The sequence below is a fragment of the Streptomyces ovatisporus genome, from assembly GCF_042653885.1.
Taxonomy (GTDB): Bacteria; Actinomycetota; Actinomycetes; order Streptomycetales; family Streptomycetaceae; genus Streptomyces; species Streptomyces ovatisporus.
In genome coordinates, this window is sequence record NZ_JBHSFH010000004.1 from 313,735 (window position 1) to 326,913 (window position 13,179).

Below are 13,179 nucleotides of genomic sequence, written 5' to 3' on the forward strand. Positions count from 1 at the left end.
GACAAGACTCCGCAGCCCCAATTCGCGCGGCGAGCGTACCAGCGGTAAACGGCCTGAAGCGGCGAGAGTTCAGAGAAAAATAAAAGCACCGATGCTGAAAAATCCAGAGCACCGGTTCGACCTTTGAAGTGCACAGTCATTGCAGCTCAGGGACGTGTTCCCGGCGGTTACACCAGCAATTCTCAAGTTAGTTTCATGATGAAAGTTCAAGCAGGGGAGCAGAGTTCTCGCGGGTGCTGTGAAACGGCGCGAATGATCGGTTGCGCCGACCTGGGAAAATGGGTCGCTCCGGCCCTTGTGCGGTGTTTTCCGGGCAGGCGGGGCCCAATGAGCAGAAACGCGGAGGGCGCGGCCGGTCCTCAGCAGGGGCCCGGGGTGGCGGGCGTGCCCAGAGCCGGCCGGCCGGTCCCGTGCGCTCGCGTCGGCACGCTTCGTCGATCTTGCCGGGGTTCCGCTCGGCAGATCGAGGCGTACGAGTCGTACGCTCGGAGATATGGCTGATGCGAAAGAGCCCGAAGCCGACGCCCTGTACGTGGACGCGCACCAGGGTGTGGTGGAAGCGCGTCGGCACGTGCGCGACGCGGCAGCCGGAACGGACAGCGTCCAGCTCGAGAACGCTCTCGATGAGCTGGAGGCCGCGCTCGCCCACCAGGAGGCCGCCCGCGCCCGCCCCGGCGAGGACGACTGGCTCCTCACCGCCCTGGGAGCGGCGAACGCGATCGACCCGGAATTCCACGGCGACGCAGCGACCCGGCCCGGCGAGGACAGCGCCGAGCCGGAGCCTCCCGGCTGAGGCGGCCGGCCGGATACGCCGAGGCGGACGTCGGGCCGGAATGTCCCGACGGTCGGACCGCGGCCCTTCCGCGGGGTACGCGAGGGAGGCGTGACCAGCTCACCGGGCGTACGGCCGGTGAGCTTCTCGTGGCGCTCCGCAGACGAAGAACTCCCGCACCCCGGCTCGTCACGCGCGAGCAGCCCGGGGCGACGGCGAAGAGCCGGACCCAGTGACTGGGTCCGGCTCTCTCGTGCGCGGTGTCCTGGCAGCTCGGTAGCGCGATCACGCCGGGTGCTGCGACGTACTCCCGGCAGGGCTCGAACCCGCGCGCACGGCTCGGGAGGCCGTACGCGGCCCAGCGGGCGTACCCGGACCGGAACCCTGCGTGACGGGCCGCTTGTGCGGATCAGGATGACTCCGCAAAGCCCCCCGGCCGGAGCGCTCACGCGGTCCCTCGGGCCCCCCGGCCATTGCGGTCATTCCGGCCGTCAGCCGTGGCCGTCAGCCACCGATGCCCTTCACTTGTGGCCGAACCCGACCGCGTGGTTCGCAGGGTGCGGGGTCACGTGCGTCTCACAGCCGGGGTCCGCTGCCTTGCGGCCCGTAGAGGTCCAGGAGCCGCGTACGGGCAGCGTGCAGGCGTCGCGCGATGATCTCTGCGACGCATCGGGTGAGTGCCTGCCCGAAGACCGGCTCCTCCTCGCACAGTTGCCGCACGGCGTCCCCGTCGAATTCCAGCGCCCTCACGGGTGAGAGCGCGGTGGCGCCCAACTGCCAGGTGTGGGGCGGGAACAGCCACGACCAGCCGAGCAGGTCGTTGGGGCCGAGAGTCGCCACCTGGGCGGCGCGGCGTCCGGGAACATGCAGGTCGAGGGTGACCGAGCCGGTCCGGACGATCCAGAAGCGGTCGCTCCGGCGGCCCTCCTCGCAGATGCGCGCTCCTCTGGGGAAGTGCGCCTCGTGCGACAACTGCATCATCCGGTCACGTCCCGCGGGGGGCAGGGCGGTGATCAGCCGGGGGCTTGCTGCTGTCGTCATGATTTCTCTCCTTCCGTCGGCCGGCCCCTCACCGCAGCGCCGGGCTGCTTCACGCGTTCGGGGCGGCCGGTCGGGTTGCTGCGTACCTCGGCCACGCCGTCCATGCGCCGGCGCGGCTGTTCAACGGGGGACGAGGTGGCTGGGCGATCGCGCCGCTCAACGACACGCATACGCGGGGCACTTGGGCGGCGCGGCCGGCTGCCGCTGCGGACCGGCGCGAATTACGGCCCGGGCCGGGACATCGGAGTGTCCCGGCCCGGGGCAGAGGCCCGTCCTTCACAGGAGCCAGCGGTTGCGGGTGACGAACGGCAGCCGCTCCCACGTCCCGCCCAGTCCCCAGGCGCGGCCGGCGGAGGCGACCGCGAGGGCGATCAGGACCACGGCGTAGACGAGGTGGTAGTCCAGGACCGGGTTGGTCGACATGCTGGGCGAGCCGTCCGACAGGTGCTGCGCGGGCGGCCATTCGGCCGCCCACATCAGCGCCATCATCACGGTCCCGGCCGCTGCCGTGAGTCGCAGTGCGACGCCGGCCACGAGGGCGGTGCCGATGCCGAGGAGGCCGAGCATGAACAGCCAGTCGGCCCAGCCGGCTCCGGCCCACGAGTGGAAGGTGGACTCGAACGGTCCGGTGGCGACGCCGGACAGGAAGCCCTTGGTCGGCGAACCGCCGTCGATCCAGCCCTTGCCGGCGGGAGTGGCGTACCCCCAGCCGAGGAGCTTGTCGAAGAACGCCCAGAGGAACACGCCGCCGACGACCAGCCGCACCACCGCGAAGGTCTTCCCGACGGTTGTGGAGGCGGCTGACTCCGCGGTGCCCGAAGTGCTGCGGGCCTGATGCTTGCGCCACGGACGGGAGATCCGCGAACGGGTTGCCTGGTGAACGGCCATGACGGTTCCCTTCGAAGGGGCGGGATCGAATTGCGGCCCTGCGGTGTGCAGTTCGATGTTCCGCGGTCCGCGACGGCGGCGCCGGTGGCATGAGGCCCTCGCCGGGTGGGCCGAACGTCCCGCGTTCGCGGGCCCGTTGGACCTGCTGCCGGCCGGCGTGTTCCAGTCCCGTCGGCGAAAGGCCGAACGGCGCCCGGCGCGGGGCCGAACGGCCCTCTCCCTCACGGTGTTCCCGGCCGGATGCTGAGGTCACGAAGGAACACCGGGGTGTGCCGGGCACACCGTCAAGAGTCGGGAAGGGCGTCGTTATGGATCGCGCGATCGTTGTCGGGGTGGACGGCTCCGAGGAGAGCATGGCCGCAGCCGGATGGGCCGCGGAGGAAGCGGTGCGTCGCGAACTGCCACTGCATCTCGTGAATGCCTGGTACTGGCAGCCCGTCGATGTGCCCATCGTCCAGCCCCCTGACGTGCAGGAGCAGGCGGGCAAGGACCTGCTGTACCTCGCCGAGAAGGACCTCAACGAGCGTTACCCGGCGCTGCGGTCGTCGGTCGAGCCGGTACGGGAGACCGCGGCCGTGGCGTTGCTGAAGGCCGCCGACCGGGCCGAGATGCTCGTCGTGGGGTCCCGTGGACACAGCGCCCTCGCCGGCTACCTGATCGGCTCGTGCGGGCAGCGTGTGATCGCCAACTCCACACGGCCCGTGGTCGCCGTCCGGGCTCGCGCGGACGAGCCGGCACGCCAGGAAGTCGTCGTGGGCCAGCAGGGCGGCGTGGACGACAGCCGCGAGGTGCTGCAGTTCGCCTTCGAGACCGCGGCCGCACGGGGAGCAGCGGTGCGCGCCGTACGCGTGTGGAGCACGCCGCCGGTCTTCGTCTACAGCGCGGGCTCCATGTGGCTCGCCGAGCAGGCAGGCGGACTGGAACGGCACGAGAAGGCGGCACTGGAGGAGGCACTGGCGCCGATGCGGGAGCGCTTCCCGGAGGTGCCGGTCATCGTGCAGGTCGAGATGGGCAGTCCTGGACAGGTGCTCCTCGAGGCCGCCGAGGGTGGGCAGATGCTGGTGGTCGGCCGCCGCACACGCCGTGCTCCGATCGGGACCCGCATCGGGTCCGTCGCCCATGCCTGCCTCCACCACGCGCACTGTCCCGTGGCTGTCGTCCCGCACAGCTGACGCCGGCCGAGGCCGCGTACAGGGTCGACGGAGGCCGCATACAGGAGAGCCGGGCCGACTGCCCGGCTCTCCCGCGTGCTTCGTCCACGTCCCGCGGGGAGCGCCCCGCAGTGCCCCACCTCGACTGTGAGTCACCTGACCGGTCCCGCCCAGCCGTGCGCGCGGCCGGCGACTCTCAGTCGACGCTCACCGAGCTCGGTGGCTCTCAGCGACTCTCAGCGACCGGGCCTTCTCCCGGGATCGGAGGACCCGTACCCCCTGTGCTGCTGCTGCGCGGTGAGCGTCCGGGTGGCGATCACGGCGGCCTGCACGCGGCGCTCCACCCCGAGCTTGGCCAGCAGCCGCGAGATGTTGTTCTTCACCGTCTTCTCGGCCAGATAGAGCCGCTTGCCGATCTCACGATTGGTCAGCCCCTCACCCACCAGGGCCAGGATCTCCTGCTCGCGTTCCGTCAGGGCGGGCAGCGTGTCCTCCGGCTCTTCGGAGCCGGCGCGGAGCCGCGCCATCAGGCGTGTGGTGGCGCCCGGGTCGAGCATCGACTGCCCCGACGCCACGGTGCGTACGGCGGAGACGAGGTCGGTACCCGTTATCTGCTTGAGGACGTAGCCCGACGCGCCGGCCATGATGGCGTCGAGCAGGGCCTCTTCGTCGTCGAAGGAGGTCAGCATCAGGCAGGCGAGCTCCGGCATGCGGGAGCGCAGCTCCCGGCACACCTGCACGCCGTCCCCGTCCGGCAGCCGTACGTCGAGTACGGCAACTTGCGGGCGCAGGGCCGGAATGCGGACGAGCGCCTGCTCGGCTGTCGCTGCCTCGCCGACGATCGTCAGATCGGGCTCGGCGTCCAGCAGGTCGTGCACTCCTCGGCGGACCACTTCGTGGTCGTCGAGCAGGAAGACACTGACAGGGGCTCTCGTGTCTCTGCCATCGTCGCTGTCCGTCATCTGAATCCCGTGCCTTCCGGAGTGCGTCCCGCTGCGCCAACACCATGCATCGTCCTCGAACCCGGGGCCCGAACGCCAGATCGGACCGGGTTTCCGCCACCACCCACCTCACCGGTGGCGGCGCGGACGGCGATCCGGCCGAGGGACGGAACCGAGACCTGCGCCGGAGGCTCTCCGGCGAACAGGTGCCCGGAGCAGGGCCGTTCGGCCCTGGCGTCCGAGCGGCGTGGAACGCGACGCTGGTTTCCGTGGCCGGACGGGGTGTCCGGCCGGCAGGGGCGAGAGTGGGGACGATGAGCGAGAGTGTCTCGTGGACGCCGGACAGCCCCGGGGAGCCGGGAGCGCCGCGGCACATGAAACCGCTGGACCGCGGGGAAGCGTTGCGGTTGCTGACCTCCGTCGCCCTGGGACGTCTCTTCTTCACCCAGCGGGCCCTGCCGGCGGTGCGCCCTGTCAACCATGTCCTGGACGGCGAGGACATCATCGTCCGGCTGAGCGACGCGGCCGCGCTGGCGGCCGTGGCGACGCCGGTCGACGGCGCGGGTGCCGTCGTGGCCTTCGAGGCCGATGTCATCGACCCCGAACGGCACCTGGGCTGGAGCGTCGTCGTCACCGGCTACGCCCGTCGTGTCGACGACACGGCAGAGCTGGAACGCTACGAAGGCGTTCTGCGGCACTGGGCACCTCGGGCCGTCACAGGCACACTGCGGATCCGGCCGGAACTGGTCACAGGATTCGAGTTCATCGACGCACCGGCCGACCAGTGACCGTCGCGGAAGCCGAGCGCGGCGCGACGTACTGAAAGGCACGACGTACCCGAGAGGCGCGACGTACCCCAGAGGCGCGACGTACCCGGAAGGACGGCCCTCGCGCCCCGGAACGTCACCATCTGTGCGCTGGCCCGGATACAGCGCCCTCGGCCCACCCCACCCCGTCCCGGGACCGGTTCTAGCCGTCGCCGCCGGGGCGCAGGGGAGCGCGCCACTCCAGGCGGCTGCCGTCGTCGACGGCCGTGTCGATCGCGAATGTTCCTCCCACGCTGCGGGCCCTGTCCGCGAGGTTCTTCAGCCCGCTGCGCCGCCCGTCGGCGGGGATGCCCCGGCCGTTGTCCGTGACGGTGAGGACGACTTCTTCCCCGGTGGCCTGGAGGACGACCTCCACGCTGGTGGCATGGGCGTGCCGAGCCGCGTTGCTGAGCATCTCGCCCAGCGCCGCCAGGACGTGGTCGGCCACCGCCGGGGGTACGTCCGTGTCCAGGAGGCCCTCCATGCTCAGGCGCGGTGGATATCCCAGCGCCGGGGTGGCCTCTCCCACCGCGCGGGCGGCACGTGCCCGCAGGCTGGGACCCGTACCCTCCTCCTGGATCCGCAGCCCGAAGATGGTGCTTCGAATGATCTTGATGGTTTCGTCCAGGTCGTCGACCGCGCGTGAGACCCGCTCCGCGGCACCGGCGTGTTCCACCAGCGGCGCGGCGCTCTGCAAGGTCAGACCGGTGGCGAACAGCCGCTGAATGGCGAGATCGTGCAGATCGCGGGCGATGCGGTCGCGGTCCTCCAGCAGCGTCAACTGCTCGGCGTCGCTGCGGCGTTCCGCGAGTTCGTGTGCGAGGGCCGCCTGCCCCGCGAAGGCGAGGAGCAGGTCGATCTCACCGTCGGTGAAGACCGGTTCCCCCGGTGCCCGCGCCAGCAGCAGCACACCCAGGCTCCGCTCGGCGCCGCCCAGGGGGACTGCGACTGCCGGCCCCAGGGCGCAGTAGTCACGGGGCCCCGAGCCGTAGCGGGAGTCGCCCTCCAGACGGGCCGACCTGGCAGGTGTACTGGACCGGTGGGCGGCACCGGCGAGAGTGCCCTCGACCGGTACGACCAGGCCCCCGCGATTCGACTCCTCAGAACCCAGGGCGAGTTCGACGACCAGGTCGTCCGTGCCGGGTACGGGGACGGACACATCCGCGAGGGCGGCCCCGGTGATCTGCTGTGCTCGCCGGGCGATCAGCTCCAGAACTTCCAGCCGCGGACTGCCGGAGAACAGACTGTTGGTGATCTCCGCGTTGGCCTGCAGCCAACGCCGATGGCGCTGGACTCCTTCGTACAGCCGGGCGTTGTCGATCGCTACGCCCGCCGCCACCGAAAGCGTGGATATGACGCTCTCGTCCTCGGCGTCGAAGTTCTGCCCGCCTTGCTTGTCGGTCAGGTAGAGATTCCCGAACACCTCTTCCCGCGCCCGGACGGGCACGCCGAGGAAGGTACGCATCGGCGGATGGTGGGCCGGGAAGCCGTACGAGGCCGGGTGCTCGCCCAGGTCGGCCAGACGCAGCGGCTCGGGATTGCGGATCAGTTCGCCGAGCAGGCCGTGCCCCGCGGGCAGCGGCCCGATCTTCTTGATCTGTTCCTCGGCGAGCCCGACGGTCAGGAACTGCGACAGGGTCCGCCCGTCCGGACCGATCACCCCGAGAGCCGCGTACTGCGCGTCGACGAGCAGGGCGGCTGCCTCGACGATCCTCCGCAGCACCTGGGCGAGATCGAGCTCCCGGCCTACGGAGACGACGGCTTCCAGCAAGCTGTGAACGCGGTCCCGGGTGCCACGGACGGCGTCGATGCGTGTCTGCAGTTCCTCCAGCAGCTCGTCGAGGCGCATGTTCGGTATCTGTGGGAACGATTCCTGCACGCTTACCGGTTCTCCCTCCCAGCAACCCCCCGCCCACGGGAAGGTTATCTCTTGCGCAGTCGGGCGGACCTGGCCCGACGACGTATCCGGGGCAGCCGTGAGCTTCCGTCCGGCAGTCGGTACTCCGCCGTGACGGACACCGGCAGCGAACGTGAAGGCGAGCGGCCTCCGCACGGGAATGCGCAGAGCGGTCACGCATCGGTGGCCCCGGGGCCGCGACGCCCGGCCGGCGGGTGCGGCCCCGAGCTGTGATGTCCCGTCCTCCGCCCATCGAGCGGGTCGGAACGCATCAGCACCGGATCCCGGCTGAGGTTGCGGCCCGGGCCGCGGCGCCGGAGCCTGGGAGTGTCCGTCGATTCGGCACGATTCGGCACGAATGGCCTGGCTGATTCCTCACCCGGCGAGAGGAGGCGGGCCGCATGAGCAGCATCGCTCGCCGTATGGCCGCTCTGTTCCGTATCAAGGCGAACAAGGCCCTGGACGAGGCGGAGGACCCGCGCGAGGTACTGGACTACTCCTATACACAGCAGCAGGAAATGCTCCAGAAGGTACGGCGCGGCGTGGCCGATGTGGCCACCAGCCGCAAGCGCGTCGACTTGCAGATCAGCCGGCTGCGGCAGTCCGGCGGCAAGCTGGAAGGACAGGCCGAGCAGGCGCTCGCCGCGGGGCGCGAGGACCTCGCCCGCGAAGCCCTGAACCGGCGCACGGCCGTGGCTTCGCAGATCACCGACCTGCAGTCCCAGCAGGCGTCGCTCCAGGAACAGGAGGAGAAACTCACTTTCGCCTCGCAGAACCTGGAGGCGAAGGTGGACGCGTTCCGCACCCGCAAGGAGACGATCAAGGCCACCTACACCGCGGCAGAGGCCCAGACCCGTATCACCGAGGCCGTCACCGGCATCGGTGAGGAGATGGGCGATGTGGGTCTGGCCACGCAGCGTGCCCAGGACAGGACCGAGCAGCTGCAGGCCCGCGCCGGTGCGCTGGACGAACTGCTCGCCTCAGGGGCGCTGGAGGACGCCACCTTGCCGGCCGGACGTGACGACATCCAGGCGGAGCTCGAATCAGTCACCACCGGCCAGGACGTGGAGAGCGAACTGGCCCGGATGAAGGCCCGACTGCCGGCTTCACCGGCTCACCCGGCCGTGGAGCGCGGGACCGGGCAACCACCGCCGGACCAGGAGGCGACATCGTGATCATGCGGATTCTCGGCGAGGGGCAGTACGAGATCACCGAAGAACACCTCGGCCGGCTCAACGAGTTGGACTCCGCCCTGCAGTCGGCCGCCGACGCAGGCGACGAGGCGGCGTTCACCACCGCCCTGTCCGCCCTCCTCGACTCCGTCCGCGGTCTCGGCACGTCGCTGCCGGAGGAGACGATCACGCCGTCCGATCTGGTGCTGCCCGATGCGGACACCAGCCTGCGGCAGGTACGGGATCTGCTCTCCGACGAGGGCCTGATCCCAGGGTGACGGTGACGCGCCCGGTGGCGGCGAGGCACGCTCCACGTCCCGTGGGCGGAGCGAGCCGCGTACGGGGCGAAGGCGGCGACGTGGTCGCGGACGGCAACGGTTCGCCGGCAGCCGGCGGGTTCGGCGGCGGTGATATCGGTATGCGTGCAGCGGCCGTGGTCGTCGTAGCAGGTACGGGCGTCGTAGCAGGTACGGGCGACGTCTGAGAGCAGGCGCCGGCGCAGCGCACGGCGCAGGTGGCCACGATCCGGGAGTGCATAGGATCGCCGGCATGGCACTGCGACCAGTTCAGGTGAACATCAAGGCCCTCGATGCTTCCGCGGTCGGCCGGTTCTGGGCGGAGGCGCTCGGCTGGAGTGCTTACAGCCCGGGTGTGACCACCTACGTCGGACCGGTCGGCGGGCTGGTCTGGCCGGACCCGGTCGCCGTCGGCATCGACGTCGTTCCCGTCCCGGAACCCGGGACATCCACGAAGAACCGTGTGCACCTCGATCTCGCCACCAACTCCGCGGACCATCAGGCGGAGTTGGCCGCGCGCCTCCAGGATCTCGGTGCGACGCCCGTCGACGTGGGCCAGGGCACAGTGCCGTGGACAGTCCTCGCCGACCCCGAGGGCAACGTGTTCTGCGTGCTGGAGCCTCGGGAGACCTACCGGGACACCGGGCCGATCGCCGCGGTGGTGGTCGACTGCGCGGATCCGCGGGCCATGGCCCGGTTCTGGGGCGAGGCGACGGACTGGACCCAGCACGAAGTGACGGACGACCACGCGGTGTTGCGCTCCGCCGAGGGTGTCGGCCCGTATCTCGAGTTCCTCCGCACGCCCGGCGTGAAGACAGCGCCGGACCGCGTCCATCTCGACCTGCTGCCGTACCCCGGTGACGACAAGGCAGCGGAGGTGGCCCGGCTGCGGGCCCTCGGTGCCACCGACCTCGACCTCGGCCAGGGCGACGTCCCGTGGACGTGCCTGGCCGACCCTGAGGGCCACGATTTCTGCGTCCTCGCCCCGTCCTGACACGGGGCCCTGACGACACGCTTCGGGCCCCGAGAGCCCGCGTGCCGGGGGCGGGACCTCATCCATCAGGTCGGTCACTGGCACCCGGGACCTCGATGGCGGGGCCTGCCCTTCGCAGCTTCCGAACTCATCGTGTGCTGGGACGTCCAGCCGCCTGTTGCCCCTTGATGTCGAGGGCCGTCGTCACAAGCTGCTGCCTGCGGGGCTGGCCCCGGCTGGCTGTCCGGCCGGGGCCTGGCGCCTCACCGAGCTTTTTCTGGTGCTCCAACTTATGCCGGTCGGCGCAGCGGTCGCTGTTGGCCGGGGCGCGGGCCGACCAACTCGCCCGCCAAGCCCCGGGTTTTCCTGCCGACCCCTGTCCGTTCAGGCACCTGAGCGCATGACGGAATCGCTCGCTGCGTCCCGTCGGCGGACAGTTGGCCGGGAGCGGGCCCTCAGCTGAAGGCGTCCTGGCGGATCCAGCCTTCGCCGTCAGCGGCACAGCCGCACTCTACGGGGACGAACGACACACCGCTCTCGGGGTCGAGCACGGCGACCGGGCCCTCGCAGGGGAAGGAGATCAGATCGCCGGCCCTCTTCTCCTTGCGCACCACGGAGTTGGTGTCAGGGTTCTCGCGGACGACGGCGTCCTCCTCGAGAGTTTCGTAAATGGGACAATACTCTGCACTAGCAACAGAGTTGGGGGCGGCAGCTGCGACCCCCGACGTACCAACGACGCTGCCAAACAAGCAGAGGTAAGCAGTGGTGACAGTGAACAAGATCTTCCTCGGTGACACCTGATTGCTCCCTTCAAGTAGCCGAGTGCTGACAGTGGGTGACTGTACCTTGCTCGCGCGATCCTCTGGACGCTCAACTTCCCGCTAGTTCCGATGTGTTCAGTGATCGAATGCGGTCAGCGACCGTAGGGCGGGTGCGCCGGTCTTGTGGTTGTGCCAGATGGCCGAGGTCATCGCGAGAATGCGCTGGGCGACGCGGACTGCGACGCCTTCGAAGGTCCGCCCGCCGTGTTGTTCCAGATCGAGTTGCCGCTTGAGGGTGTCGTTGACCGCCCCGATCAGCTGCTGCCGTACCGACTTCAACTGCAACTCGCCCTGTGCGGCGCTTCTACGGTCCGGTGATCAGGGCGTCCAAGTTCTCGTTCGTCACACAACGATCTTGGACGCCCTCTCTGCGCCCCCGAACGCACCGCCAGCATGCGGAACTACTCGTCTAGCGGCTGTTGCCCGGCGTCATCGCGCGGCGGACGCTCTCGTGGAGCAGGGTCCGGCGCTGCTCGTGCACTTCGGGCGGTCGCGGGCGGCAGCCGTCTGGGCCGAGGCCGTGAGCGCCGAGAACATTTCTGTGACCGCTGTCGACCCTAAGGCTTGTCCCGTAAGTGATCTTGCTGTGCGATGATCTTGGGCTGTGGCTGGTGTGATCACGGCATCGGAGCCGTCTTGGATAGCCCCGTTCACCGGGCTGAGCCCGCGCTGTTTGACAAGCTCGTGCGCCAACTACGCAAAGCGGGTGCTTATCCGGCCCGGCGAGGCCGCCCCTGGCGTCTGCCGCTGGAGGGGCGGGTGCTGCTGGTGGCGGCCTACTGGCGTACCAACCTGACGCTGCGGCAGATTGCTCCGCTCTTCGGAGTGTCGAAGTCTGCAGCAGACCGGATCGTCGACCACCTCGGCCCTAAGGTCGCGCTGGAACCCAGGCGGCGGTTCCGCAAGGACACCGTGCTCATCGTGGACGGCACCCTGGTTCCCACCCGCGACCACGAGGTCGCCGAGCAGTCGAAGAACTAGCGCTACTCGGCCAACCACCAGGTCGTCATCGACGTCGACACCCGCCTGGTCGTGGTCGTCGGCCGGCCCCTGCTCGACCGCAACGACTGCAAAGCATGGGAACTGTCCGGGGCAAGGCAAGCCGTCGGCCGCACCACTGTGATCGCTGACGGCGGCTACCAGGGCACCGGCCTTCTCATCCCGCACCGCCGGCAGCCCGGACAAGACCAACTGCCTGCCTGGAAAGAGGAGTCCAACGCCTCCCACCGGCAAGTAAGGGCCCGAGTAGAGCACGTCTTCGCTCGCATGAAGAACTGGAAGATCCTTCGCGACTGCCGCCTAAAGGCGACGGCGTACGTCATGCGATGCACGGCATCGCCCGCCTCCACAACCTCGCACTCGCCGAATAGAAGCGCATAGCCCACGGCCACAACCAGGCCCGCACCGACACCGAGATCATTTACGGGACAAGCCTTACTGATCGTTTCAGAATGCTGTGTGGGTCTCGCTACGGAGATCGCCCACTGGTATCCGGCCCTTGTAGAGCCCGGACCGGGCCTGGCGGCGCCACGGGCGGGCGTACCGCAGGGCTTCGTGGATGTCCGACTCCTGCGAGTCCAGGTCGATGTCCGCGACCGCCAAGGCGGGGCCGTCGTCGGCGGCGCGCGCCAACCACCGTCCGCCCGGAGCCACGATCCCGGCCGGAGCCGTCGCACTGAACTGCGCCGGAACGCAGTAGCCCACCCAGTAGTTGTAGAGCGTCCCGTACGACTGGGCCAGGTGCGCCATCGAGGCGTCGTCGGCCATCACGGACAGCAGCATGCAGTCCACGTCCAGGCGCTCGTACTCGGCGAACAGCTCCGGGAACCTGGCCTCGATGCACAGCGCGAAGCCGAACCGCAGGCCGTCCACTTCAATGATCAGCGGATCGCGGCCGGGGGAATACAGGAGGGACAGCTCGGTGTGAGACAGGAACCTCTTGTCGTACCGGGCGACCAGGCGCCCTCGGTCCGAAACGACGTACAGGCTGTTGTGCGGCCGGTTTGGCTCGGTGAGCGGATGGACCGACCCGAACACCGTCCACAGGCCGAGCTCGCCGGCGCATCCGGAGATCGCTTCCGCCTCCTCGCGCAGCACCTCCCAGGCGGCGCGGCTCCAGTCCGCCGGCACATGGTGGCCGCCCGACCCGGCGGTCATCACGTGTTTGCCCGGGTAGGTGAGCGCCCCCTCGGTGAACTGCACGAGCCGCGCACCAACTCTGGCAGCCTCGCCCATCAGGGCCCGCATCTCCCGACCGGCCCGTCGCAGTGACTCCCGGTCGGTGGGGTCCTGCGGCACCGTGCTCTGCGCAACCGCGATCCTCAACGCCCTCGCCACATCGGGGACGCTACGGCAGGCTCGCAGTACGGCCAGACTCGGAGACCGGCTTTGACCGGATCAGGCCGCTCGGCTGTCCGGCAT

The 13,179-nt window shown here is 69.8% G+C and carries 13 protein-coding genes and 2 pseudogenes; 8 read left to right on the forward strand and 7 right to left on the reverse strand.

The annotated features are described in order from the left end of the window. The first annotated feature begins 493 nt into the window (after positions 1-493). Positions 494-793, forward strand: coding sequence for a hypothetical protein (locus ACFPA8_RS06245; protein WP_386443500.1), 300 nt, complete (start codon positions 494-496; stop codon positions 791-793). A gap of 555 nt (positions 794-1,348) precedes the next feature. Here ACFPA8_RS06245 and ACFPA8_RS06250 read toward each other — a convergent pair. Together ACFPA8_RS06250 and ACFPA8_RS06255 are read right to left on the reverse strand one after the other, a co-directional pair. Next, positions 1,349-1,813, reverse strand: coding sequence for a Crp/Fnr family transcriptional regulator (locus ACFPA8_RS06250; RefSeq protein WP_386443503.1), 465 nt, complete (start codon positions 1,811-1,813; stop codon positions 1,349-1,351). Between the two features lie 276 nt (positions 1,814-2,089). Continuing rightward, a complete protein-coding gene (locus ACFPA8_RS06255) occupies positions 2,090-2,701 on the reverse strand; it encodes a hypothetical protein (protein ID WP_386443505.1) in 612 nt (203 codons plus the stop codon). 308 nt (positions 2,702-3,009) lie between these two features. Here ACFPA8_RS06255 and ACFPA8_RS06260 point away from each other — a divergent pair, with 308 nt between their 5' ends. Then, a complete protein-coding gene (locus ACFPA8_RS06260) occupies positions 3,010-3,873 on the forward strand; it encodes a universal stress protein (RefSeq protein ID WP_386443508.1) in 864 nt (287 codons plus the stop codon). Between the two features lie 215 nt (positions 3,874-4,088). Here the strand turns inward: ACFPA8_RS06260 and ACFPA8_RS06265 are convergent, their stop codons facing one another. Continuing rightward, the gene (locus tag ACFPA8_RS06265) at positions 4,089-4,814 is read right to left on the reverse strand and encodes a response regulator (RefSeq protein WP_386443511.1); all 726 of its coding nucleotides are present in this window, start codon (positions 4,812-4,814) and stop codon (positions 4,089-4,091) included. A 293-nt stretch (positions 4,815-5,107) separates the two neighbouring features. Between ACFPA8_RS06265 and ACFPA8_RS06270 the strand changes: the two genes are divergently transcribed. Then, positions 5,108-5,581 (forward strand): pyridoxamine 5'-phosphate oxidase family protein, encoded by a 474-nt coding sequence (locus ACFPA8_RS06270; protein ID WP_386443514.1) that lies wholly within the window; start codon positions 5,108-5,110, stop codon positions 5,579-5,581. 181 nt (positions 5,582-5,762) lie between these two features. On the opposite strand, the gene ACFPA8_RS06275 is transcribed toward ACFPA8_RS06270, so the two are convergent. Continuing rightward, positions 5,763-7,448, reverse strand: a complete 1,686-nt coding sequence (locus ACFPA8_RS06275) for a sensor histidine kinase (RefSeq protein ID WP_386444664.1) — start codon at positions 7,446-7,448, stop codon at positions 5,763-5,765. A gap of 449 nt (positions 7,449-7,897) precedes the next feature. On the opposite strand from ACFPA8_RS06275, the gene ACFPA8_RS06280 reads away from it, so the two are divergent. The 4 genes from ACFPA8_RS06280 (at position 7,898) to ACFPA8_RS06295 (ending at position 9,958) form a co-directional block, all read left to right on the forward strand. Beyond that, a complete protein-coding gene (locus ACFPA8_RS06280; RefSeq protein ID WP_386443517.1) occupies positions 7,898-8,671 on the forward strand; it encodes a PspA/IM30 family protein in 774 nt (257 codons plus the stop codon). Next, positions 8,668-8,946 carry a PspA-associated protein PspAA gene (pspAA, locus tag ACFPA8_RS06285; RefSeq protein ID WP_386443520.1) on the forward strand — a complete coding sequence of 93 codons (279 nt, stop codon included), beginning with the start codon at positions 8,668-8,670 and terminating at the stop codon, positions 8,944-8,946. Before ACFPA8_RS06280 ends, pspAA begins: the two co-directional genes overlap by 4 nt. A 41-nt stretch (positions 8,947-8,987) precedes the next feature. After that, positions 8,988-9,152, forward strand: a complete 165-nt coding sequence (locus tag ACFPA8_RS06290) for a hypothetical protein (RefSeq protein WP_386443523.1) — start codon at positions 8,988-8,990, stop codon at positions 9,150-9,152. Positions 9,153-9,217: 65 nt separating this feature from the next. Then, positions 9,218-9,958 (forward strand): VOC family protein, encoded by a 741-nt coding sequence (locus tag ACFPA8_RS06295; RefSeq protein ID WP_386443526.1) that lies wholly within the window; start codon positions 9,218-9,220, stop codon positions 9,956-9,958. Positions 9,959-10,392: 434 nt separating this feature from the next. Here ACFPA8_RS06295 and ACFPA8_RS06300 read toward each other — a convergent pair whose 3' ends face one another. Together ACFPA8_RS06300 and ACFPA8_RS06305 are read right to left on the reverse strand one after the other, a co-directional pair. Beyond that, positions 10,393-10,734 carry a hypothetical protein gene (locus ACFPA8_RS06300; protein WP_386443529.1) on the reverse strand — a complete coding sequence of 114 codons (342 nt, stop codon included), beginning with the start codon at positions 10,732-10,734 and terminating at the stop codon, positions 10,393-10,395. Between the two features lie 99 nt (positions 10,735-10,833). Next, positions 10,834-11,049 (reverse strand): annotated as a pseudogene (locus ACFPA8_RS06305) (IS982 family transposase); the annotation flags it as partial. A gap of 313 nt (positions 11,050-11,362) precedes the next feature. Between ACFPA8_RS06305 and ACFPA8_RS06310 the strand changes: the two are divergent. After that, positions 11,363-12,128, forward strand: a pseudogene (locus ACFPA8_RS06310) (transposase). A 76-nt stretch (positions 12,129-12,204) separates the two neighbouring features. Here the strand turns inward: ACFPA8_RS06310 and ACFPA8_RS06315 are convergent. Then, positions 12,205-13,095, reverse strand: coding sequence for a carbon-nitrogen hydrolase family protein (locus ACFPA8_RS06315; RefSeq protein WP_386443532.1), 891 nt, complete (start codon positions 13,093-13,095; stop codon positions 12,205-12,207). Positions 13,096-13,179 lie beyond the last annotated feature (84 nt).